Here is a 24,334-nt window from a genome sequence, read left to right as displayed (position 1 = left end):
TTGTGGAACGGAACATGGTAACGGCATTACTTCGATGAAGGGGAGACTTGGCGAATGCGTTCGTTTTGGTTATGGTTTGTTTTTTTGTCCGCGGCATTACTGCTGGCAGTGCTCCAGGAAAATGCCGATGGGAGTGAGTTGGCAAGGCGCATGCTGTTCTCTGCGCTGCTGCTTGCTGCCTATTTCGCGGCGCCGTTATTGCGGAGGAAACCAGCGGCGTTAACGGCGCTTCTGTGCGGTGCCGCCGTGTTTGCAGCCATTGCGTTGTGGCCATCCGACGGGCAAGGCCATAATCCTTACCCGCTTCTAGTATTCGCTTTGCTGGCCGGCAAAGCTGCCTATCGGTTACCCGGGGGTTATGCCGTAATCGTCGGGGCGTTCTCTCTGGCTGGAGCTGTCGCACCTGCCTTGCTGGGAAAGCCCGGTTATCCGCCGATGTTTCTGCTTCTGTTCGCCATTGCGTTCGGCATAGTCGCCTATCTCGCTGGTACGATGATTGGGGAGCGCGACGAAGCAACGGCGAGAAGCGAGGCGCTGTTAAGCGAATACAGGATGATGAAGCGCAGGCTGGCGACGAGCGAAGAGGAAGCGCGGCAGGATGAACGTACGCAAGTGGCGCGTGAAATCCATGACTCCGTTGGCCATAAGCTGACGGCGCTTATGATGCAGATCGAGATGCACCGGTTGTCTGCGGAAGCCGAATCGAAGGAGATGCTGGCAGAACTTAAGGTGCTGGCCAAAGAAAGCCTGGAGGAAACGCGAAGCGCCGTCAAAACATTAAACGAAGAAGAGGGCGGAGGTTTGGCCGCGATTCTCCGATTGCTGCGCAAATTGGAGGCCGAAAGCTTGATGCGCATCGAATTTACGGTCAAGGACGGCGCTTTGACGGCTCCGCTTGTTCCGGCCCAATCCATCGCGATCTACCGGGCGCTCCAGGAGGCGCTCACCAACGCCATGCGGCATGGGGCAGGCAGAGAAGCGAAGATCAGCTTCGAAGCGCCGGGCGGAGGGAGCGTATTCCGCTTCGAGGTGACGAATCCCGTGAAGCAGGGCGGTGCCTTCTTCGAAGGCTTCGGGCTGCGCGGCATGCGCGAACGAATCAAGGAGACGGGCGGGCAGCTCGAGGTTTCCTCATTCGCGGAAGTGTTTATTGTAAGAGGCACTTATAGTTTGGTTGACAGGGAGGGTGAGATAAAGTGATACGTATTTTAATAGCCGAGGATCAAGCCATGGTGCGTCAAGGTCTGAAAATGATGATGGAAACCGATCCCGAGATGATCGTAACAGGGGAGGCGGGAAACGGGAAGGAAGCGATAGCCCTGTGCGAGAAGCAGGCTTTCGATGTGGCTGTGCTCGATATCCAGATGCCGGAAATGTCGGGACTCGAGGCGCTCCGAAGCATTCGTTCCCGCTGGCCTCGCTGCAAGGTGCTGATGCTGACGACCTTTAACGACGACGAATACGCGCTTGAAGCGATGAAAAGCGGGGCGCACGGCTACATGCTGAAGGATGCGGAGCCGGAGGCATTGGTTCGCTCTATCCGCAGCTGCTTGTCCGGCGGTTTGTCGCTCCAAGAAAATGTGGCGGCGAAGCTGATCCCAAGGCTGCTCGGCAACGCGAAGGAGCCTTCGGTCGATTCGTCGATTACGCCCAGAGAGCTTGCCATCACTAGGCTGGTTGGCGAAGGCAGGAGCAATAAGGAAATTGCCGAGGAGCTCGGACTGTCCGTCGGGACGGTCAAGAACCATATCAGCGGCATCATGGACAAGCTGGATCTCCGCGACCGGACGCAGCTTGCCATCTATGCGATTCGTCATGGCATTGTGTAAGCGTCGCTGCAAATAAAATGACGGAAGTCATGGTTGCCTTCCCGATGAATGACTGAAGACAGTGATCGTACTGTCTTTTTTCTATTACAATTAGACCAAGGCGATACAGAAAGACTTAGTGGATCGAAATGGAGGGCAACCGCATGCTGGAAACAGTGGAGCTTGGCAAAACGTTTAAAGGAAAAACGGCGGTGGACGGCGCCAGCATTTATCTGGATGAAGGAGAGGCCGTCGGGCTGCTTGGGCCGAACGGAGCGGGCAAATCGACGATGATCTCGATGATCGCTTCCTTGTTGAAGCCGACCTTCGGCGATGTTCGTCTGAACGGACAAAGCGTGCTGAAAAATCCCGCCATGATCCGCCGGACGCTTGGCGTCGTGCCTCAGGAGATCGCATTGTACGCGGAGTTAAGCGCCTATGAGAACTTGAAGTTTTTTGGCCGAATCTACGGGCTCAAGGGAAAGCTGCTGGAGACGAAGATGCAGGAGGTGCTGGAGATGGTAGGTCTCCGCGAGCGCCAAAAGGAACTGATCCGAACGTTCTCGGGCGGGATGAAACGACGCATTAATATTGCGGCGGCGCTGCTGCACGATCCCAAGCTCGTAATTATGGATGAGCCGACTGTGGGCATCGACCCGCAGTCCCGCAATCATATTTTGGATACGGTACGCCTCTTGAACCGCGAGAAAGGAACGACCGTCCTGTATACGAGCCATTATATGGAAGAGGTCGAACAGCTGTGCAGCCGCGTCTACATTATGGACCATGGACGGATTATCGCATCCGGCACGCATAATGAACTGGGACGCATCCTGTCCGGTGAGGATACTCTTTATGTAAAGATGAGCGCTCCGAGCCCGGGTTTCGTCCATGAGCTTACAAGTCTTGAATCGGTGAGACAAGCGGAAGAGACCGGAGATGGGGTAAAGCTGATCGTGGCCAAACAAACCAATTTTTTGTCCGAGGTAGTGGGAACGGCGGATCGACATAAGGTGCAGATTCTTAACTTGCATGTCCACTCTCCGAGCTTGGAGGATGTTTTCCTCCACCTTACGGGCCGGAAGCTCCGGGATTGAGGGGGAAGAGAGATGGGTATTTTTTTTCGGAAAGATTTTCTGACCTACTGGCGAGATCGAAAGGAATTACTGATCGCCATCCTTATGCCTCTTGTTCTCATCTTTGTGATGAGCTTTGCGTTACCGAACTGGTTCGGCAACGAGACGCCTTCCATTCATATGAAGATCGGTTTTGTGGTAGAGGATGATGCAGCGAGCGGAATTGCGGCGTTTAAGGAATCGCTGGGCGGATCAGGCAGGACGGAAGGGGAGATCGCTGCTCTCGCGGCGGCGGCGGATGACTTGAATCCAGTTTTGCTTTTGAGAGGATTGCTGGACAGCGAGGAGTTCCGGGGCATCGCAGAGGTCGTGGAGACAGATGCGGCAGCGGCGCTCGGTCAGCTTGAGAACGGAAAATGGACAGCCATCGTGACGATTCCGGCTGGATACACGCAATTGGGTCTTGGCGGCATGCTGCTGGGGCAAGAGGAGACCGTACCGCTTCGGATAACAGCCGAGGAAACCTCCATGGAGCTGGACGTTCTTCGCGACGTGCTCGGTGATTATTACCGCTCGCTCAATTTCTCCATGGCTATCGATACCGTTACGAAGGCTTCCGGTTTCGTGCCAACGGGAGGAGTCGACGCAGCCCTTGCGCCAATAGGCGGAATCGAACAGGTAGAAGGTTTCCGCGTCATTACGTCCAGTCAATATTTTACGCTGTCCATGAGCGTCCTGTTCTCCATGTTTATGGCAATGACGACGGCGACCAAGGCGATGACGGAGAAGAGGGAACAAGTATTCCAGCGTATCTTGCTGTCAGGAGCACGGCCCGTTCAGTATGTTGCGGGGAAGGCGATGTCTACCTTCTGTATGACGATGCTACAGGCTGTTATCGCCTTTCTTGTTTGCCACTTTGTATTGAACTTATTCCCTGGCGAATCGCTGTCATTCTGGTTTGGCGTTTCGGCGCTTTTGACGGTTTATTGCATCGGAATGGCGGGTTTAGCTACCATCTTTACATCGATTACGTTCCGGTTGAAAGAGGATTCGGCCAGCGGTTTGATGATGATCGTCGTCATGGTGTTCGGTACGCTGGGCGGCGGATTCGTGCCGGTGTACGTGCTTCCGGACTGGATGCGCGGGATCGGCGAATGGACGCCGAACGGGATGGCGCTGGCGGCATACACGGACTGGATCCAACAAGGTATTGTGCCTGATCTATATAAGTCTACGGCATTGCTGTTGATCTTTTCCGTAGCGGCTATCATCGTCGGAATCGCCATGTTTCCGAGAAAGGGGCGGATTTGATGTCGGCCGTCATGTTATCGCAATGGATGAAGGAAAGACGCTCGCCCTACGTTCTCATGTTATTTATCGTGCTTAGCGTTTTGGCCGTCCTCCTCTTCGGCTCGAGCAACGGAGGCAGCTTGAAGGTCGACGTATTCTCCGATGCCGGAATGCCGGAAGAGCAAGCCTCTCTGCTTGTTGCCCGATTGAACGAAAGCGAAGCGTTCGTGTTCCGTATGTTGGAAGAAGAAGAAGTCAGAAAGAATGTGCAGGAAGGGCGGTCGGCGGCAGCCGTTCGCTTAATGGCCGAAGACTTTCGCATCCTGGCTTCCGTGGACGATTACAACGTCCAGCTTCTGGAGAGCCAAGTGGCGAGCGTCTACAAGGAGGAACTGCTGATTCGCTCCGCCATGGAGGCTGCCGGCAGCCCGAGCGGCTTTCGCGAAGACGTCTTGCGCTACCTGGAGAATCCTCCGCTGACTATGGAGCTCGCCTCTCCTGATGGGGGGAACGTAGAATCCTATAATATGGGTCTCCAGTTGACCTTTGCGTTCGCCTTGTTCGTCGTCATGTTCACGATCGGCTTCAAGATCAACGCGATCAACGCCGAGAAGACATCGGGCATCTGGGATCGGATGGTGCTTTCGCCTCTGAGCAAAACCGCCATGTACATGGGCCATCTGACATACAGCACGATTATTGGCTTCATTCAGGTCGTTCTTGTGCTTGCGATCCTTCGTTTCGGATTCGGATTCGCCATCGGCGACCGCTATGGCGAGCTGCTGGCCGTATCGCTCCTCTACGTCGTATCGGTCGTGGCTATGGCCATGCTGTTCACGGGAATTACCCGCACGCCGGAGAAATTCAACATGATCTATCCATCGATCATCCCGGTTATTCCCCTTATCAGCGGAGCATACATGCCGCCGGGCGTATTCGATAACGCGATCCTTCAAGCCTTTGCGCAACTATTCCCGCTGTCGCATGCCATGGATGCCATGCTTGGCATCTCCATGCACGACTTCGGTTGGACTGAGCTGTATTTGCCAATAGCGAAGCTGCTTTTAGTCACCGTGCTGTTTATGGGCATCGGCATTAATTTGGTGGAGAGAAACAGGTGACGGCTGAGCAACTTTAGGTAAAGCATGCTTGATAAGATAGTCTAACAGCCTAAAAAATCGAAATTCCAGATGTGTTTTATGCCGACAGTAGCAAACTACCGGATTAGAGGCTGCCCCGAGGTCAAATATGATCTTGGGGCAGTTTTGTTGTTAGCCGGGGAGAGGCTAGCGTGATGCTTTGCTTTAGCAAAGTTTTGAACCAACGGAGGAGATTGTTTCCTCTAGCATCGCTTTGTTCAGGGGACCCACTCAGTCCGACATTCGGTAGAAGCCGTCCAGCAGCATGCGCGCGAGCTTGTCGACGCTCAGTTTGCGCTTGCCAATGAAAGGAATCTGACTCCAAACGCCGGAGCCCCGATTAGACAAGACGACGAGCCCTTTGCCTTTGTCGCGGTTAAAGGCCGTGAAGCTGCTGGAGCCATATGTGCCTCCGTTATGCCAATGCGTCGTCGACCCGTCCTGCTCTTTGTAGAACATCCAGCTGTATCCGACTCCAATTCCTCTACTGGCAAAAATCGAATAATGTTCCCTTTGGCATTCGGCGATAGCTTCGGGGAACGGTGTGTTCTCGGGATGCAGGTTGGTTTTCAGGTAATGAAGCATATCCGGCACGGTGGAGCATACGGCGCCTGCGCCTGCCATCGTGTCCTGGAAGTCCCAATGCGGAACGGAGATTCCTTTGGCATTGTATACCGGAACAAGTCCTCCCGCAGCCGGGGCAGGCGAGCCGGAACGGAGCAGCGTATTCGACATGCCTAGCGGTTGAAACAATCGTTCGCTGAAGGCATGAGACAGGCTCCTGTTTAACCGTTTGGCCAGAATCCAACCCAGAAGGCCGAAGCCATAGTTGGAATAGGCATGCCGATTGCCGGACTTCGGAGGTTCCGCTAATACGGCCTCCGTTATATGCTGATCCGAGTAACTCGCATACGGATTCCGATTATCCTTTATCGTGGCCCTGAAGTTGCCGGGCATTCTCGGCAGGCCCGACGAATGGGTCGCTAGCTGACGCAAAGTCGTTGCGGAGGCGAAAGGACTGCCCGACAATTCAGGGACTAGCTCGGAAAGTTTGTTGTCGCCGCTCCAAATGCCTTCCTGTTCGCCAATGGCGAGCAGGAGGCCGGTCATCGTTTTGGTTATGGAGCCGATTTCGTATAGCGATTCCGCGTGTGCGGCATCCGGCTCATGCAGCCATTGTCCATTGCGCCAGTAGCGAGTCCCGGCCTTATCGATTAAGCCAATCGCTAATCGGTGGCCCGGAGCGTTGCTCCAGCGCTCGACGTTCTTTTCCCGCATCACGTTATCCAGTATGTGTTCCACGAGACCATCCCCTTTTGATCAATGATCGTACTATGGTTATTCGACGAGACGGTTGCCGATCCTTTTGGGATAAGGGGCACGGTTTGCAGAAGTTGCTGGAGAGCTGGATGCTGGAGTGCTGGTGTTGGAGAGTTGCTGGAGTGCTGGTGTTGGAGAGCTAGTGCTAGCATACGCCCTTGGCTATTTTAACAAACGGTACAACAATTGAGCGAAAATACACAATTAAGATGAAGTTAGAGCCATTTTTCCGTACATTTGTACATTTATACACAAATATAGATTCAAAGAGTTCCCGAAGGACGATAGGAAGCGAGAATTTGTGTATTTTCGTACAATTTGCTGTACAAAGCCCCATTTGTCAAAGAAAATGGGGATAAATGCACAAATGTGCAGAAAGTTGCAAATGACGTTCTATGAGAGGCCGTCGATTCATTGTGTGCTGCAATCAATCATGGCCCGCCTGTTAACGGAAATGGGGGCCTTTATATGGATCGTTTGGCGTGATATTCAAATCTTACGGAACTCTGCGACGTTATTCGTGAGAAATCCAGGCAAACTGTGGACTTTTGACCATCATAAGAGCTGTCAGTTCCATTAGATTTGCGAAGTGCTGCTTTTTGCCGAAATAACGCCTTTCAGTTCCTTTACAGTTGCTCCTGTTCATTTTTTACCGGACACTTGCCCACTATTTCATCTTTGCACATTAATAGATAGCCTCTATGAGTCCATTAGAAATGGAAAACGGGCATTTTTCTCAAAATAAGGTTTGTGATGTCCGAAAGAGTCAATTTGTAAGGAACGGTGCAAGCATGAATTGTTCATTGGGACGGGAAGTTTGAGCAACGCGTTGACGAAAAAAAGCGGCACAGGGTGGCAATTGCCAAATCCTGATACCGCCGGTTGTTAAACGCTAGCCATTTATAAGTTTGCAGCTTATTGGGGCTTGGAATGCCCGGAATGGAACGACCTGAGCTGCCGGAGGACAGCTCTGCCAGAGGACGGTGCAGCCGTTTCTCTTTGTTTCATGTTGCAGTCGCCCTTTGTTTCCTGTTGCAGTCGCTATGTCAGCTTAATCGAAACGGCATGTTCACCGCCCCGATCTTCCAGTTCTATATAGGCTTCGGGGCCTGCCTCCAGATCGAATGGTGCGCCTTCGTTATGCTCCCGCTTGAAATCCAGCAGATAACGGGTCTCGCCGAATCGGTAGGCGACCTTAAAGCCCGGCCAATCGGACGGCACGCAAGGATTTAAGTAAAGCTTGTCGCCTAACTTGCGAACGCCGAGAATCCATTCGATGCCGCTCTGGTACATCCAGCTGGAGGCGCCGGTATACCAGGTCCAGCCCGCATGGCCCTGATGCGGCTCGGCCGTATACACATCCGCCGCCATCACGTATGGCTCGCCGTAGTAGGTCCGAACCTCCCGGTCGGTCCGCGTATGGTTGATGGGATTGAGCATGCGGAACAGCTCGAACGCCTTGTCGCCGCGGCCCAGCTTGCTCCAGGCGACGATGCTCCAGATGACGCCGTGCGTGTACTGCGCGCCGTTCTCGCGGATGCCCGGCGGATATCCCTGGATATAACCGGGGCTCGGCTCGGTCCGATCGAAAGGCGGCGTCAGCAGGCGCACGACCGACATCTCGCGGTCGACCAGCTCGCGATCGAACGATTGCATCGCTTGCAGCGCCCGATCCTCCGGCGCGGCGCCGGAGATGACGGACCAGGACTGCGCGATGGCGTCGATTCGGCATTCCTCATTGTAAAGCGAGCCGAGCCAGGTGCCCCCGTCCGTGAACGCTCTTCGGTACCATTGACCATCCCATCCATGCTCATGTATCGCGTCCGCCAACTTGTCCCGCTCGAGGAGGTACTTCTCGCCCCGATCCCGCTCTTCGCGCGACACGCATAACGGCTCAAGCCTGCGAAGCACTTCGCATAGGAACCAGCCCAGCCAGACGCTTTCGCCGCGGCCTTCGTCACCGACGAGATTCATGCCGTCGTTCCAGTCGCCGACGCCAATGTGCGGCAAGCCATGCTCGCCGATTCGCGATAGTGCCTTATCGACGGCTCTGACGCAATGCTCGTAGAGCGTACCGCTATGAGACGAACGGATCGTCTCCTCGTACCGTTCATGTTCGCCTTCCCGCAGCGTGTCGCTTGTAATGTAAGGGACAAGCTCATCCAGAATTGCGGCGTCCCCCGTATGCTCGATGTACCGGCTGACGGTGTACGGAAGCCAGAGCAGATCGTCCGAAAACAAGGTGCGGATGCCGCGGCTTGTCTCTTCGTGCCACCAGTGTTGTACGTCTCCTTCCTCGTACTGATGGGAGGCGCTGAGCAAAATTTGTTTTCTCGTCAGCTCCGGTCTGGTATGGAGGATTGCGAGAGAATCCTGCAGTTGGTCGCGGAAGCCGAATGCGCCGCCCGCTTGATAGAAGGCCGTTCGGGCCCACATCCGGCAAGCCAGCGATTGATACAGCAGCCAGCCGTTAAGCAGAATGTTCGTCTCCTGCGAGGGCGTGTCGACGACGATTTGGCCCAGCGTCTCCGCCCAGTAACTCGAAGTTTCCTGCCAGGCTTCGTCGCAACGGCTGACGATGGCGTAACGTCCCGCGAGCTCGGCGGCGTGTTTGCGGGAGGTGCCGCATCCAAGCAGCAGGATCACTTCCGTTTCCTCGCCAGGCTGCAGGGTCAGCTTTCGCTGAATGGCTCCGCAGCTGGCGTAATGAACGCCGGTTTGCTTGTCAAGTCTGGCGCGCGACAGTGCGGCCGGCTGGAGCACGCTGCCGTTGCGGCCGATGAAGCCGAGCTGATCGGATGTCCAGGATACTTCCTGATCTTCGGCTTCCGCCCGTTCCGGGAAGATGCCGAGGAAAGGTGTCGCTTCCCGGAATATTTCCTGATAACGGTTTTGCGCGGTCAAGATTTTGGCCTCCTCGTCCCATTCGCTGGAAATGAAGGAGGCGTTGCTCTGCCGCTGCACACCGATCACCCATTCCGCATAATACGTAACCGACAGCTTCCTGGGCGTTTCGGAGTCGTTGCGCAGCTTGAGCCGCATAATTTTGACGGGATCCTCCATTGGCACGAATAACGAGAACTCATGGAGAATCCCCCCGCGTTTATGCTCGAAGGCCGTGCTTCCAAGGCCGTGCGTGACGAGGTACGACGCTGCGTTCGCACCCGCTGAAGGCGTCAGCGTCCAAACCAGACCCGACTCTTCGTCCCGCAGGAAGCCGAGCTCGCCGGGGGGGTCGAGAACAGGGTCATTGGACCACGGAGTCAGCTTGCATTCCCGACTGTTGCGCCAGAATGTATAACCCGTGCCAAGTTCCGATACGATGGCTCCGAAACCGGGATTGGACAGAACATTGATCCATGGCGCGGGAAGATGATTGCCGCCTTTGATCAAAAGCTTGTATTGCTTGCCGTCCGGCGCGAATCCGCCCCAGCCGTTGTAGAACAAGACATCCTTCGGGTCGAGGGAGACGCTGCCGGATGACTCCTCGGGATTCTGCGTAAAGTCTTCGCGAGTCTGGAGCATCGCGGATTCGGGATCATCGGCAGTTATTGCGCCAGCGCGAGCTTTCCTGCCAGGGCCGCGTTCCGCGGCTCGCTTTAAGCCTCGCGAGCCCTCGCCAGCCTCGCCGCTGCGGCGAAGCAGCTTTAACTGCACGGCCAAGGATGGTCCGTTCGCCTTCAACGTCAATCGTGCGACGGCAAGAATGAGCGTCAGATTGTCCGCCGACAGCTGCTTGGCCGGGAGAACGACTATGCTGCCATGACCTGCTCCAAATCGGTCTACGCCATGCTCGACCGCCCGGCTAAGCGCGTCCTGCAGTTCCTGCTCGTATCCCTCCTCTGATCCGTTTAGGAGAGCGAGATCGAAACGGATGCCGAGTCTGCGCAAATATTCATGTCCCGCCAGCAGCTTCATAATAAAGGGCATCCGGCTCCGACTGTCGATCTCCGCGGCGACGAGAGGTCTGTCGCCAGAGATGCCGAATGCCCAGAGGCCTGGCTGCCCTTTGACATTAGCCTCGATCCGCTGGGCCCGCTCTCCGCTGAGGGGCGGCGTATAAAGCACTTGGGCGGCCAGCCGCTGGAAGACAAAGGCGTCCGCAAGCTCCAGGCCGAGACTGCGCAGCTCGATGCGGCTGCGAGTCCAGGCAAGCTGGAAGGCACGCTCCACCGCTTGAGACTTCGTCAGGCTCGAGGCCCCGTCCAAGGCGGCTTCTCTAGTCGCAGCCACGGAGGTCACCGCGTAAAGAACGACTTGTCGCCCCGGCTCGATCCCGACGCGCCTGCGCATAACGAAGGCGGGATCGGCGACGGAGCCCGTCTTCGCCTTAAGTCGAGTCCGAATGCTTTGGGGCTCCTCGAGCTGATAACCTCGACCGATAAACGCCATGCGGTCGGTTTCGAACTCCAATCCGCCAACCGTCGTTCCTTCCGCGCTGAGGGAGTGGGCGGCCCATAACGCTTGTTCCTTGGCCTCTCTTTTGCGGCGGCTGGCAACGAGACAGCCGCTGCTCTCCTCATAGGCGGTACGAATGAACAGCTTGCTGAATGCGGTGTGGGCCTCGTCCGCGATGGGATTCGCCAAGGCGAGCTCCACGAAGGTGGTCACTTCCAGCAGCTTGGGCTCGCTGCCGTTGTTCGTCAGCGTAATGCGCCGGACCTCGGCGTCGCTCTCGGGCGATACGCATATTTCCATACGGGCGGACACCTCGTCGAAGCTTTGCTCGAACGTCGCTTTGTCCGGCTCGAACCGGACGCGGAGATCCCGCATTTCCGTGCGGCAAGGCTGGAAGGAGGGGGACCACACGCTTCCTGACGAGACATCCCGAATGTAGATGAAGGTGCCCCATGAATCACGCACGGGATCTTCTCTCCAACGCGATACGAGCAAACCTTCATAGCTGCTGTATCCGCTGCCGCTTGCCGTAACGACGGTGCTAAAGCGTCCGTTTGATAATACGCATGCTTCCGGAGCGGCCGTATGCGGCGATTTGAATTCGCGAACGGGCTCGTTCGCCGTTTCTTTCGTCTCGCGCTCTTCCTGCAGCCGATGCAGGGAGGGATGGCGGATCAGCTTGGTACGGCCCGGTATCCGTTCCTGTAGCAGCAGTTCGGCGGCGCGAACCTCCTTGTTCCGATGGAAGCGGTCGATCATGGATTGCGGCAGCAGCAGGTTCGACAAGGTGAGCATGCTCATGCCTTGATGATGCGCCATAAAGCTCAAAATGACGGCGTGTTTGCCGTCCTGCTTGAGCCGGCGTGGAGTAAAGTCCAGCGCTTCATAATAACCGTACTGGCCCCGTCCTCCGAGCTTTTCCATTTGGCCCAGCGCAAGCATCCCTTCGGCGGGAGCGTAAGGAAGGGCCATAATCGTGGCATACGGCGCCAGGACGAGATCCTGCTCCAGACCGCGTTTGAAGCCCAGTCCCGGCACGCCGAATGCACGGTACTGATAATTCAGTTGATGATCGAAGGCGAAGTAGCCCGACTCGGATATGCCAAATGGCACGCGGCGCTCCTTGGCGTATTGGATCTGGCGGTTGACAACGGCCTTGTAGGTGCTGTCCCAGACGGTATTCCGATAGGTGCGCATAAGCAGCCACGGCATCATATATTCGAACATCGTGCCGGACCACGAGAGTAATGCAGGTTTCCCGGAAACCTTGGTCATCGTCCTGCCAAGCGCGTTCCAATGCGAGACGGGCACCTGTCCCATGGCGATTGCGACGAAGCTTGCCTGGCGCGCTTCCGAAGCCAGCAGGTCATATAAAACCTCGTCGCGCTCGCGTCTGGTGACGTGGTAGCCGAGCGAGAACAGATTGCTTCGCGGATCGTAAAGCGCACGGAAGTCCGTATCCCGCGCCAGAGCGTCGATTCGGGCAAGCAAACGATTGCCGCGGCTCATCAGTTCGGAGCCTCCCCGCGAGCCTAACTCGCCGGCGAAAGCGACCTCGAAGCGTCCGCCCCCGTAACGGCCGGACTCTTGCTGACGAGTCCCCTCGGCGTTGCCGCCCCAGTCCGCCCTCATCCATTCCAGCAGACCTTCCTTAACCGCTATAAGCGAGGCGACCAGATTGCCGGAATCCACCGTCGAGACATACACGGGCTGCAGAGGAGCAAGGGACTCCGTATCATACCAGTTGTAGAGATGGCCTTCCCACTTCTCCATGCGTTCCATCGTCCCGATCGTCCGCTCTAAGCGCTCGATAAGCCCTTCCGTATCGATAAAGCCGAAGTCTCTGGCCGCAACCGCGCATAATGCGTACATCCCGATATTGGTAGGGGAGGTCCGGTGAGCGATGCCTCGGTCCGGTTCGATCTGGACATTGTCCGGCGGGAGCCAGTTGTCTCTCTCCGTCACGAAATCCTCGTAAAAGGACCAAATATCGCTGGCCAGCTTATATAGCTCTTGGCGTTGTTTTTCCGAGAAGCCGGACTCCGCGCGTTCGGGAGAGCCGTCGAGCCATTTCACGACGAGCGGAGCGGAGCACCACAATAGCGCCAAGACGAGACCGATCGTCGTTGCCGCGGACGATATCCCCGGCGCCATCAACACGCTTGCGGCCATGAGCGCGGTCAGCAGGTAACCGCCAGCCATTGCCGACAGAGGCGGCGTTCCTTTGCTGTCCGCCATCCGCTCGACTTCGGCCTGGCTCGTCCATTCCAGCAGCCGTCGTCTGGTCAGCAGCAGCCGATACAGCGTTCGTATTATGCCGTCGAGCAGCATGACGCTTTGGAAGGGGAGCGTCAAAAGAGTGAGGCAGGCATGGGCGGCTGACCGCAATAAAGCGGATGGACGGCGAATCCAGTGCGAGACGGACAGCAGCGCGCGGAACACCGGAAGCAGCAGTGTCAGCAGCACGATGCCATACCATGCCATGGCAGAGCCGGGCAGCGGTCCCGCCAGCAGCAGCATAGCCATCAGCGTGGGCTGTAGCAAGCTGCGGCGCATATTGTCGGCAATCTGCCAGCGCGTCATGAGCGACAAGGCGGTCGGAATACGTTCGCCGCGGGCGTTGCGCGCCGAGTGGGCTAGCCAAGGCAGCAGCTGCCAGTCGCCGCGCGTCCATCGATGCAACCTTTTTTGCTGCGCCAGAAAGGTTGGCGGGTGATCGTCGATCAGCTCGATATCCGACAGCAGACCCGCGCGAAGGAAGCCGCCTTCCAGCAAATCGTGGCTGAGCACGGCGTTTTCCGGAATTCGTCCGCCCAGCACGCGGTGAAAGACATCCACGTCCAAGATGCCTTTGCCCGTGAATATGCCTTGCCCGATGGCGTCCTGATAAGGGTCCGATACCGCAAAAGCGTAAGGATCTAGTCCGGGCTCGGATGCAAACAGCGCCGTCAGTCTCGACTTGTGCGCGCTCTCGTATGTCATGCCGATGCGCGGCTGGAGCACGCCGTAACCCTCGACGACCTTCCGGCCGCTCTCATCGAGGCGCGCGCGGTTGTAAGGCAAGTGGATCGCGCCGATCATGCGGCGAGCGCTCTCCAGCGGAAGTCTCGTATCCCCGTCGAGCGTAATGACGTATCGGATTTCGCCGAGCTGGGATTCGTCGCCGATTACGGTATCGAAGCTGGTATGGCGATCGCCTTGCAACAGCTTGACGAATTCCTCCAGCTTGCCCCGCTTGCGCTCCCAGCCCATCCATGTCCGTTCCGAGGGATTCCATTGTCGCTTGCGATGGAAGAGATGGAAGGAGGTGTCCGGATATTTCCCATTGAGCCGCTCGATGCCCGATCGGGCGATGCGAAGCAGCTCGTCATCCTCTGGCAGCTTCTCTTCCGCGGCGTCCTGGAAATCGCTTAATATGCCGAAGCGGATATGAGGATCCCGATTGGCGAGATAATGCAGCTCCAGTCTGTCCAGCGTTGCGGCAACATGGTCCCCTCGACTCCAGATGACGGGAATGACGACTATCGTGGCAGCATCTTCCGGCACGCCCTTGGAGAAGTCGTAGCGAAGCAGACGATCGGGTCTGGTGACGCGTTCGATCAGCCAATGTACGGCTGTAACCGCCCACTCGCTGGCGGGAATCAGCAGCAGCGCGAATGCAAGCGCCAGACTGCCTGCAGAAGCAGGCGCCTGCAAGCCGCCGACGGTGACCGCCAGGGAAACAGCCAGAACGGTTAATGTGCCTAACGCGAGCAGCTGAATATATAAGCCCGAAGCACGGCGTTTGAAGCCGGCCTGCGGCAGAGCGCCGGTTTTGCCGCATAGCTTGAGAGCGGCCTGCAGCAGCCGCATGCCGCGAGCATCCAGCAAATAAAAGGCGGCAAAGCAAGGTCTGGATGGCAGCTGCATCGACCCGGTATCGTCGGATGACTCCATTGCTTGCATCGAATAAGCCTCGTCGGCCAGTCTTACTGCTTCGGTCGCAACCAGATTTTCCGGCACGGCCATTCGGCGGGCGAGAAGCTCTACGCGATGGCGCAGCGTATGGCGGCTCCCGCTGTCCAGTCGGGAATAATCCCCGGCTTGTTCCGTCCGAAGCGTGCGTTCTATGATGCTGATGCGCTCGAAAAGCTCGCTAAAGTCCCAGCGGGAGAGCTTCCTTAAGCTGCTTATGACATTGCCGGCGCTGACTTGGTATTCGGCTTGCAATCGGTATTCATATGAGAGGATGGAGTCCAGATCTTCCGGCGGGTTCTCCAGCTTGCAGACAAGCCATTCCCCGACATGGGCGGTGTCCTCGGCATGATCCCGCAAATGTTTGATCAAATGAACGATCATAGCGCCGGAGAGAGGAAGCTCCACACGTTCCGCATCAAGGGCGGCCTTGAACTTCTCGGGCGTCAGCTCGGAAGCGGGTATGCCCGCGAGCATTTTTTCCACCTGGGCGCAGACGTTGCGCCGCTCCTGCAGAGGCTCCACGACTGAGGCCAGCTTGCGGACGAGCTCCATCTTGAGGAAGAGCGGCAGCGACCACGCTTCAGCCGCTGTAAGGACGGCCACCTCCTGGTAAGCATCGAGGAATTCGGCGAATATATTTTCGTCCAGCACCCCGTCGCCGTATGCCAGGTAGGATTCGCAAAGAGAAGCAGCCCGGGTCCGGGCGCCTTCTCCCAGCGTCGGCAGCCGTTTGGCCGGATACTCCGCCAACGCTTCGCGAATTTCCCCCAGCTCGGCTTCGAGAAACTCCGAATGGTCGAGCAGCCACTCATCGGCAGGTTGCCCGCAGACCGCGCTTCCGTCATTTAATTCGGCGATATACGCGCGAAGCTCCCGAATATCCTCCTCCATTCGGTTCCACAGCGCTGCTGAAGAAATCCTTTTGCCGCTGGGATCATGCTCCAGAGCAAGCTTGTGCGCGTGCTCCCGCATTTTTTCCAGATTCATTTCCATTCCTATAATCCCCCATGGGCGTTATTTTCTAATATAAATTCACCTCATTACCATTCCGCTATTTGGCGAATTTTATAAGTCGATAGGAAGAAAGAGTTTCATATTTTAGTCGGAAGCCGTTTAAATTCCGTTTAAATTCCCGCGATATGATGCCCTTATGGAAGCAATCAACAGAGTACAGGATAGGAGGAAATACGATGGTCATACATTCGAAAACAACGAAAGGCATGGCGAAGGAGTGGGCGGTCGAAGCGAAGGGACTCGTCAAGACCTTCGGAAATAACAGGGCTGTGGACGGAGTGGATCTCCAAGTTAAGGCGGGAAGCATCTATGGGGTGCTGGGGCCGAACGGAGCAGGCAAAACGACGACGATCCGGATGCTGGCAACGCTGCTTCGTCCCGACTCGGGTTCAGCCCGTATCTTCGGCCATGACGTAGCCAAAGAAGCTCAGATCGTTCGCCAATTGATCGGCGTTACGGGACAGTACGCCTCGGTCGACGAATCGCTCAGCGCGACGGAGAATCTTGTTATATTCTCTAGGCTGCTAGGTTTGGGACGAGGCGAAGCGAAGCGCAAGGCAGCGGACTTGCTGGAGGAATTCGGATTGTCGGAGGCGGCGAAGCGGCCGCTCAAGGAGTTCTCGGGAGGCATGAGGCGCCGCTTGGACCTGGCGGCCAGCCTGATCTCGCAGCCTCCGCTCATCTTTCTCGATGAGCCGACGACAGGACTGGACCCGCGAACGAGATCCCAGATGTGGGATACGATCAGACGACTCGTAAAGACGGGTTCCACGGTATTGCTTACAACGCAATACTTGGACGAAGCCGATCAACTGGCGGATCGGGTAGCCGTAATCGATCACGGACGCGTCGTAGCCGAAGGTACGGTCAACGAGCTCAAGGCGTCGGTAGGCACTTCATCGCTGCACTTAAACATCGAGGATCCGGGAAATCTGGCCCAAGCTAAGCGTATCATCGAAGAGGTATTGGGGACGAAGGCGGGCAACACGGCGGAGGCAGGTACGATTACGGCGCCAATGGCGAATGCGGATTCTGCGACGGATCTACTTCTTGCCCTTCGGGGGGCCGGCATTCCGCTGTCGGAGTTCAGCGTCCAGAAGCCGACGCTTGACGAGGTGTTCCTGACGATTACGGGACAAGATAAAGTAATCGTGAATACATCCGAGGAAGCCGGGGCGACTAAGAAAGAGGTGGCAATAGGATGAACCATACGTCAACGGGAACCTCTGTCAACGGGAAGCTGCGTAATTACACCAGTCTTGGCCAGACGATACGAAACTCGCTTACGATGGCTTACAGGGGACTGCTCAAAATCAAACGGACGCCGGAGCAGCTCTTCGACGTCACGCTCCAGCCCATCATTTTTACCTTGATGTTTACTTACATCTTCGGCGGCGCCATCTCCGGCGACGTGCAGAGCTACTTGCCGGTCATTATTCCCGGCATTCTCGTGCAGACGGTCATTACGACCTCCCTCGTGACGGGCGTCCAGCTCCGGGAGGATATGGACAAAGGGGTGTTCGACCGGTTCAAGTCGCTCCCGATCGCCCGTATTGCTCCGCTTGCGGGGGCGCTCTTGGCCGACACGGTGCGTTATACCATCGCTACGACTTTGACCTTCGCCATGGGTTATATCATGGGATATCGTCCCGAAGCGGGGTTTGGGACGGTTGCGCTCGCCGGCGTGCTGGTCATCTTTTGCGCATGGGCGATCAGTTGGATCTTCGCTTTCTTCGGCGTCATCGCAAGAACGGCTTCCAGCGTGCAAGGCATCTCCATGCTGGCGTTATTCCCTCTGACGTTTTTATCGAACGCCTTTGTTCCGGTCGAGACCATGCCGAAGTGGCTGCAGTGGTTCGTTAACGCGAATCCCGTGTCCCATCTCATCTCTGCCGTGAGGGAACTAACCCAGGCTGGCACCGTCGGCCAGCATTTATTCATTTCATTGGCAGGAGCTGCAGTCATCGTGATCGTGTTCGCTCCTCTGACGGTGCGCGCGTACATGCGCAAGACGTAAGGAGTCGAGTGTTTATAGCCAGGCTTCATCGAAACGGCCCTCTTCTTGAAAACAAGATGGGGCTGTTTAATGTTCCTAAAATCGAACCGGTTAAACGTCGCGATCGAAACGCCGGGAAACGAAGTGGGATCCGGGTATACACTGTGTTTATAGCTACTCTGAAATATATTAATTACTTGTATGGCTTAACTTCGTATTATAGTAAAGCTAAGCTAAACATAGATCATCCTTTATTAGGAGGAGTAGGAACATGGAACCAACTACATTCGTATTGTTCGGGGCAACCGGCGATTTGGCCAAACGCAAAATTTACCCTGCCCTGTTTAATTTATTTATTGATGATAAATTGCCAACCTCATTTGCCCTGATCGGCTTGGGCCGCAGGGACTGGTCGGACGACAAATTTAGAGGGAATATCGAACAATCCATCCGCGATTTCTCCAGGCGCAAGTCGGTGAACGAATCCAAACTGGCGGCGTTTTTGCAAGCATTCAGCTACAGCGTGCTGGACATCGGCAATCTTGAGGATTATGGCAAGCTGCTAAGCCGCATCGAGTCCCGCGAACAAAAGCTGGGTCTTGCGCCGAATCGATTGTTCTACCTGTCGGTCGGACCGGAATACTTTGAGACGATTGCCGAGAATATTCAGGAGAGCGGTCTTGGCTCCGCGAACGGCTGGAAACGTCTCGTCATCGAAAAGCCGTTCGGCCACGATCTGCAGACGGCAAGAGGACTGAACGCGATGCTGGGCAAAGCGTTTGCGGAAGAGGAGATTTTCCGCATCGACCATTATCTTGGCAAGCCGATGCTTCAGCGCTTCAAGGTTTTACAGCAAAGCAATCCTATCATCCAGACGTTATGGACGAACCGCAGCATCGCCAACGTTCAGATTACGGCAAACGAAACGGTTGGCGTAGAGGAGCGGGCCGGTTATTACGACCATGTCGGCGCGCTGCGCGACATGTTCCAGAACCATATGCTGCAGCTGCTTATGATGACGGCGATCCGCACTTCAACCGGAAGCGATGCGGAAGTAGTGCGTTTTAAGAAAAAACATATCATGGAGGCGCTCGAGCCTCTGCAGAAGGCCGATGTCGCCAAGTCCATCGTGCGCGGCCAATACGGCGCTGGTTACCTCCAGGGTCAGCCGGTTAACGGCTATACCTCCGAACCCGGAATCGCGGAAGGCTCGATGAACGATACGTTCATTGCGGCCAAACTGAGCATCGACGATTCCTTCTGGCGCGGCGTTCCGTTCTATATCCGTACGGGCAAACGTCTCAAGGAGAAGTCGACGCGCATCGTCATCGAATTCAAGGAGCCGCTCAAGCAATCCTCGGTATCCGAAGACGGCGCGGCGGAACCGAATTTGCTCGTCATTGAGATGAGCCCCGGCGAAAGCATCTCGTTGCAGCTCAACACGATGGGCGCAAGCGTCAAGGAAGCCTCCAAGCCGATCTGCATCGACATCGATCCCGGCCAAGGCGATCTTCCCGAAGCATACGAGAATCTTATCCATGACGCCCTTTTGGGCGACGGAACGTACTTCGCGCATTGGGACGAAGTGGAAGCTTCATGGGCTTGGGTGCAACCGATCCTGGAAGCATACGAGGAAAATAGCGTTCCGCTGCATACTTACGCGGCAGGCACGTACGGACCGGCCGAAGCCGACGAGCTGCTGGCGCGGGACGGATACCACTGGTGGTTTGATGCTGTCGAACCGGCGAAGCAATTGACGGTTGCGGCTCAACTATGAGATGATCGAGGACGATTGCGATCATCAATTTATCCAGGGGTAGAAGGGAAGGTAGAACGACATGCTTTACCGATTATGGGAAGGAGATGCTCCGTTGGCGAAAGGGACGTCGGACGAAGATGTCCCGAGGCTGGAGCTGTTCCTCGTGCCGGAACAAGAACGCGAAGGTCTCGTCATCGTTTGTCCCGGCGGCGGCTATGGAGGGAGAGCGGCTCATGAGGCTTATCCCATCACGGATTGGCTGAATTCGATAGGCATCTCGGCGGCAGTCTTGCATTACCGCGTCAAACCTTATCAATATCCGGTTCCCATGGTGGATGCCCAGAGGGCTGTCCGATTCGCTCGGCAGCATGCGGCGGAGTGGGGGGTTAATCCGGATCGGATAGCGCTGCTAGGCTTTTCGGCCGGCGGGCATCTCGCATCGACGGTAGGCACGCATTTTGACGGAGGCGACGTTGAGAGCGAGGATCCGGTAGAACGGCATAGCTGCAAACCGGACGCGTTAATCTTGTGTTATCCCGTTATCTCTTTTATGGAACCCTTCACGCATGGAGGTTCGGTGGAAGCGCAGCTTGGCGCGAATCCGGACGAGGAGCTGCTCCGTTCGTTATCCAACGATATGCAGGTGAGTGCAGAGACGCCGCCGACATTTCTGTGGCATACCGCCGAGGATCGGCCCGTACCGGTCGAGAACAGCATAATGTTCGCGATGGCTCTGAGCCGGCATCAGGTGCCGTTCGAGCTGCATATTTTCGAGAAGGGCGAGCACGGCGTCGGACTGGCGCATCATCTGCCCGATACGGCGCGTTGGACGGAGCTTTGCGGCAATTGGCTCAAACGGTTGGGCTATAAGAACTCCATCACCCAGCCGATGGAATGATGGATATATAAGGACGAATCGCCCTCGGGTCTGTTACGGACCAAGGGCGATTTTTTTGTGTCTGTGCTGTTTGCAAGTCGTAACGAAGACAGGCTCGCCAAATAAGAGACATGCGGCAAAACATAACATATAGAACCCCATTTATGTCGCTCGATTCAACATTCCGCGTCGGTCATCTCGTTCGTGAACATCCGTTTGTACTCCTTGGGATTTATCTTTTCGGCAGAGGCTGGAACGTAATGGAATTGCAAGGCCCGCCTGCGAAGCGTGGAGAAGTTGGACGGGGTTCCGTGGTACAACAAACCATGGAAGAACAATACGCCGCCTGGTTTTAAGGGAACGATAACGTCTTTGCTAACCGGTACTTGCGTATCGCATAGCTGCCAGTCGCGTACAGCGTAATGCGGCGTGGCACCCTCTTGATGGGAGCCGGGAATGACGTGCATGCAGCCGTTGTCGGCCGTAGCTTCGTCAAGGGCGATCCATACCCCGATGGCCGACTTCGTATAGGTCAGGTTGCCATAGGCCATATCCTGATGCCAAGGTTTCTCGCCGCCGCCGTGCGGGGGTTTGAGCAGCGCCATATCCTGAATCAGCTTCGGCTCTTCGCCGAACAGGCGTCGAATCGTGCCGATGACGTCGGGGTGATAGGCGATTCTGTGTAATCGTTCTTCGGAATCCACGAATTCGTGAATTTTCCGAATGGAGAGTTCGCGTTCTTCCGGTGTATTCAACTCTTGCTCGGGTTTCGTGAATTGCAGACGCGACTTTTTACGATCGACATGGAGCAAATCCATAATCGCTTGAATGCTTTGCCCCACCTCTTGCTCATTCAGCACGCCATCGACGGCAAGGAAGCCCGTTTGTTTGTATTGCGCAAAATGTGCCTCGTGCAGCTCTTTGATGCCATTTAGACTTACATGCACCTTATCGTATTGGTATAACAAGGAGTTGATTTGCTCCGGAGTTAACGTGGTTTCTTTCATTGCCTTTACCTCCTTAATATTAATAAAAATCCCTTGCCAATAGAGTATCAGGGAGCATACGATATAGAAATGGAATCCATTCGCATGAATTTGGACAAAGATGCTAATAGTGGAGGCTGGTGATAATGGGAATCACGTTTGGCGGAGAATCGGCAGCATGGCCTTGGGAAGAGCGTTTTTTTGCGAGAAGCGGCTCGAGCGGCAAAGCCAGATGCGAACCGAACTGGTCCTGGCAGCCGCTTCCGCTGCCGGATTACGACCTCTGGTATGCCGTCAAAGGACAAGGGGATATGTGGATCAACGGAGACAAGTATAACATTCGGCCTGGCTCATGCTTTTTATTGCATCCTGGCGACGAGATCAAAGCCAGCCATCGCCCGAACAATCCGCTTACTGTACTCTATTGCCATTTTACAATCGTGAATAAAAAAACGAAGCACGGGAGAGAGCTGCCCGATCCATTGACCGAGCTGCGCTGCGTCCATATTGGGGATACTTACCGGATGGAGCCGCTGCTCCACCAGCTTGTCGATCTGGCTTCTTTGGCGGAGACGGGGGAGGAAGCCGAGTTCGATCTGCTGCTTAAGTTGATTCTGACCCGTTGGCGCAAGGGAAAGGAAAGGCAGCTTATGCCGCCGCGCAACTATTATGTTGAACAAATGATCCAGCAAGTGCATAACGAGATACGGTTTCGGCTGTCGGAGGAGATCAATTACGAAGCTGTAGCAGCCCCCTCGGGTCTGACCGCTCGTTACGTTAGCTCGCTCATGAAACGTCATACCGGGCTGACGCTTAAGGAAACGATTTCGAAGCTGCGCATGGAGCGCGCGGTCCACTTGCTGGAGGAGACGGGCATGACCGTAACGGAAGTTGCGGATGCGCTGGCGTATGCCGATATATATACGTTTAGCAAGCTGTTTAAACGATATTACGGGTACTCCCCTTCGGATGCGAGAGAGAAACGGGCCAATAGAGCCGACAGAGACGGTTGACAATCCATGCGCCATTCTCTATACTTGCTTTAATCTTATAAGCGACTTGCGTCGAAAGAGCGCAGTAGCGGCTTAGTCCCTGTCTCAGAAAGCCGGGGGGCGATGGAACCCGGCACACATTAAGCCTGCGAAATACACTCTGGAGCATCCCGGGTAATGCCGGGCGGATTGGCGAACGATATCTCGCCTAGAGTGGTATCAACGACACGTCCGCGGGCGCTGCTTAGTTGATGCAATTTGGGTGGTAACACGGTTAATAATCGTCCCTATGTCTTCCATAGACTAGGGGCGTTTTTTTTTTTTTTTCAGGCATTTAAAGGGTTGGCGCAACCGTTTCCCCTTATTTCACGAATAATCGAAGGAGTGCTTAACAAATGAACATTATCGACGAATTGGAATGGCGCGACGCCATTAATCAGCAGACCGACGCGGAGGGACTCCGCGCCTTGACGAACGAGAAAGCCGTGTCGCTATACTGCGGCGTGGATCCTACGGGCGACAGCATGCATATCGGACATTTGATTCCCTTTATGGTGCTAAAGCGATTCCAGCTGGCCGGCCATCGTCCTGTAATCCTGATCGGCGGCGCAACGGGTACTATTGGTGATCCAAGCGGCCGTACGTCGGAGAGATCCCTGCAGACGCTGGAGCAGATCCAGGACAATGTTGAAGCGCTAACGGCGCAGCTGCGCAAGCTGTTCGTCACGGACGGCGACAACAACATCCGGATGGTCAACAACTACGACTGGACGCATAAGATCAACGTTATCGAATTTCTGCGCGACTACGGCAAAAACTTCAGCATCAACACGATGCTGGCGAAGGACGTCGTGTCCAGCCGTCTCGACAGCGGAATCTCCTTTACGGAGTTTTCGTACCAGATTCTGCAATCGCTCGACTACCTTCACCTTTTCCAGAACGAGGATGTGCAATTGCAAATCGGCGGCTCCGATCAATGGGGCAACATTACGAGCGGCCTGGACCTGATCCGGAAGAAGGAAGGCAGCGAAGCCAAGGCGTTCGGCCTGACGATTCCGCTCATGCTCAAAGCGGACGGAACGAAGTTCGGCAAGACGGCAGGCGGCGCGATCTGGCTGGATCCCAACAAAACGACGCCGTTCGAATTCTACCAGTTCTGGGCGAATACGGACGACCGCGATGTCGTCAAATACTTGAAGTACTTTACCTTCTTGTCGATGGAAGAGATCGAGTCGCTTGCGGAAAAGGTGCAGACAGAGCCGCATAAACGCGAAGCTCAGAAAAAGCTTGCCGAAGAGATGACGAGATTCGTGCACGGCGAGGAACTGCTGGAGCAGGCGAAGCGTATTACGGCGGCACTGTTCACGGGAGATATCGGCTCCTTGACGGCGGACGAGATCGAGCAGGGCTTCAAGGAAATGCCGACGTTCGAATCGGGCCGCGAGTCGAAAAACATCGTCGACTGGCTCGTCGATCTCGGCATCGAACCTTCCAAACGCCAGGCGCGCGAAGATATTACGAACGGCGCAATCTCCATGAACGGCGAACGCGTGACCGACCTGGCGCTTGAGGTGTCCGAAGGTCAAGCCATCGGCGGCCGCTTTATCATTATCCGCAAAGGCAAAAAGAACTACAGCCTCGTAAAAATGTCATAAGCGGCAACATCTATGCCGAACAATAAAGACGCTCGCATCCAAGTAATTGTACGGGATGACAGAGCGT

Annotated in this window: 14 protein-coding genes; 11 read left to right on the top strand and 3 right to left on the bottom strand. The window is 55.8% G+C overall.

Features of this window, described 5'->3' with window-relative positions:
• The first annotated feature begins 54 nt into the window (after nt 1–54).
• The 5 genes from H7F31_RS24415 (at nt 55) to H7F31_RS24395 (ending at nt 5,295) form a co-directional block, all read left to right on the top strand.
• The gene (locus H7F31_RS24415; protein ID WP_187100899.1) at nt 55–1,200 is read left to right on the top strand and encodes a sensor histidine kinase; all 1,146 of its coding nucleotides are present in this window, start codon (nt 55–57) and stop codon (nt 1,198–1,200) included.
• On the top strand, nt 1,197–1,829 hold the full coding sequence (locus H7F31_RS24410) for a response regulator (RefSeq protein ID WP_187100898.1): 633 nt from the start codon (nt 1,197–1,199) through the stop codon (nt 1,827–1,829). Before H7F31_RS24415 ends, H7F31_RS24410 begins: the two co-directional genes overlap by 4 nt.
• Before the next feature lie 143 nt (nt 1,830–1,972).
• The gene (locus H7F31_RS24405; protein ID WP_187100897.1) at nt 1,973–2,905 is read left to right on the top strand and encodes an ABC transporter ATP-binding protein; all 933 of its coding nucleotides are present in this window, start codon (nt 1,973–1,975) and stop codon (nt 2,903–2,905) included.
• 12 nt (nt 2,906–2,917) lie between these two features.
• Nucleotides 2,918–4,195 (top strand): ABC transporter permease, encoded by a 1,278-nt coding sequence (locus H7F31_RS24400; protein ID WP_187100896.1) that lies wholly within the window; start codon nt 2,918–2,920, stop codon nt 4,193–4,195.
• The gene (locus H7F31_RS24395) at nt 4,195–5,295 is read left to right on the top strand and encodes an ABC transporter permease (RefSeq protein WP_187100895.1); all 1,101 of its coding nucleotides are present in this window, start codon (nt 4,195–4,197) and stop codon (nt 5,293–5,295) included. Before H7F31_RS24400 ends, H7F31_RS24395 begins: the two co-directional genes overlap by 1 nt.
• Nucleotides 5,296–5,544: 249 nt before the next feature.
• Here the strand turns inward: H7F31_RS24395 and H7F31_RS24390 are convergent, their stop codons facing one another.
• Both H7F31_RS24390 and H7F31_RS24385 read right to left on the bottom strand, forming a co-directional pair.
• The gene (locus tag H7F31_RS24390; protein WP_187100894.1) at nt 5,545–6,615 is read right to left on the bottom strand and encodes a serine hydrolase domain-containing protein; all 1,071 of its coding nucleotides are present in this window, start codon (nt 6,613–6,615) and stop codon (nt 5,545–5,547) included.
• Between the two features lie 1,059 nt (nt 6,616–7,674).
• The gene (locus tag H7F31_RS24385; protein ID WP_187100893.1) at nt 7,675–15,981 is read right to left on the bottom strand and encodes a glycoside hydrolase family 94 protein; all 8,307 of its coding nucleotides are present in this window, start codon (nt 15,979–15,981) and stop codon (nt 7,675–7,677) included.
• A gap of 197 nt (nt 15,982–16,178) precedes the next feature.
• On the opposite strand from H7F31_RS24385, the gene H7F31_RS24380 reads away from it, so the two are divergent.
• The 4 genes from H7F31_RS24380 (at nt 16,179) to H7F31_RS24365 (ending at nt 20,655) form a co-directional block, all read left to right on the top strand.
• Nucleotides 16,179–17,207 carry an ATP-binding cassette domain-containing protein gene (locus H7F31_RS24380; RefSeq protein WP_187100892.1) on the top strand — a complete coding sequence of 343 codons (1,029 nt, stop codon included), beginning with the start codon at nt 16,179–16,181 and terminating at the stop codon, nt 17,205–17,207.
• Nucleotides 17,204–18,019 (top strand): ABC transporter permease, encoded by an 816-nt coding sequence (locus tag H7F31_RS24375; protein WP_187100891.1) that lies wholly within the window; start codon nt 17,204–17,206, stop codon nt 18,017–18,019. The genes H7F31_RS24380 and H7F31_RS24375 overlap by 4 nt, the downstream gene beginning before the upstream one ends.
• Before the next feature lie 250 nt (nt 18,020–18,269).
• Nucleotides 18,270–19,775, top strand: coding sequence for a glucose-6-phosphate dehydrogenase (gene zwf, locus H7F31_RS24370; RefSeq protein WP_187100890.1), 1,506 nt, complete (start codon nt 18,270–18,272; stop codon nt 19,773–19,775).
• A gap of 94 nt (nt 19,776–19,869) precedes the next feature.
• Complete coding sequence (locus H7F31_RS24365; RefSeq protein WP_261800120.1) at nt 19,870–20,655, top strand: alpha/beta hydrolase; 786 nt, start codon at nt 19,870–19,872, stop codon at nt 20,653–20,655.
• 155 nt (nt 20,656–20,810) lie between these two features.
• On the opposite strand, the gene H7F31_RS24360 is transcribed toward H7F31_RS24365, so the two are convergent.
• On the bottom strand, nt 20,811–21,641 hold the full coding sequence (locus H7F31_RS24360) for a phytanoyl-CoA dioxygenase family protein (RefSeq protein ID WP_187100888.1): 831 nt from the start codon (nt 21,639–21,641) through the stop codon (nt 20,811–20,813).
• A 125-nt stretch (nt 21,642–21,766) separates the two neighbouring features.
• On the opposite strand from H7F31_RS24360, the gene H7F31_RS24355 reads away from it, so the two are divergent.
• Together H7F31_RS24355 and tyrS are read left to right on the top strand one after the other, a co-directional pair.
• Nucleotides 21,767–22,633, top strand: a complete 867-nt coding sequence (locus H7F31_RS24355; RefSeq protein WP_187100887.1) for an AraC family transcriptional regulator — start codon at nt 21,767–21,769, stop codon at nt 22,631–22,633.
• A gap of 374 nt (nt 22,634–23,007) precedes the next feature.
• Nucleotides 23,008–24,267, top strand: a complete 1,260-nt coding sequence (tyrS, locus tag H7F31_RS24350; RefSeq protein WP_187100886.1) for a tyrosine--tRNA ligase — start codon at nt 23,008–23,010, stop codon at nt 24,265–24,267.
• The last annotated feature ends 67 nt before the right edge of the window (nt 24,268–24,334 follow it).

Source organism: Paenibacillus sp. PAMC21692, assembly GCF_014303795.1.
Lineage (GTDB): Bacteria > Bacillota > Bacilli > Paenibacillales > Paenibacillaceae > Pristimantibacillus > Pristimantibacillus agaridevorans.
This window is presented reverse-complemented; position numbering and strand designations above follow the sequence as displayed.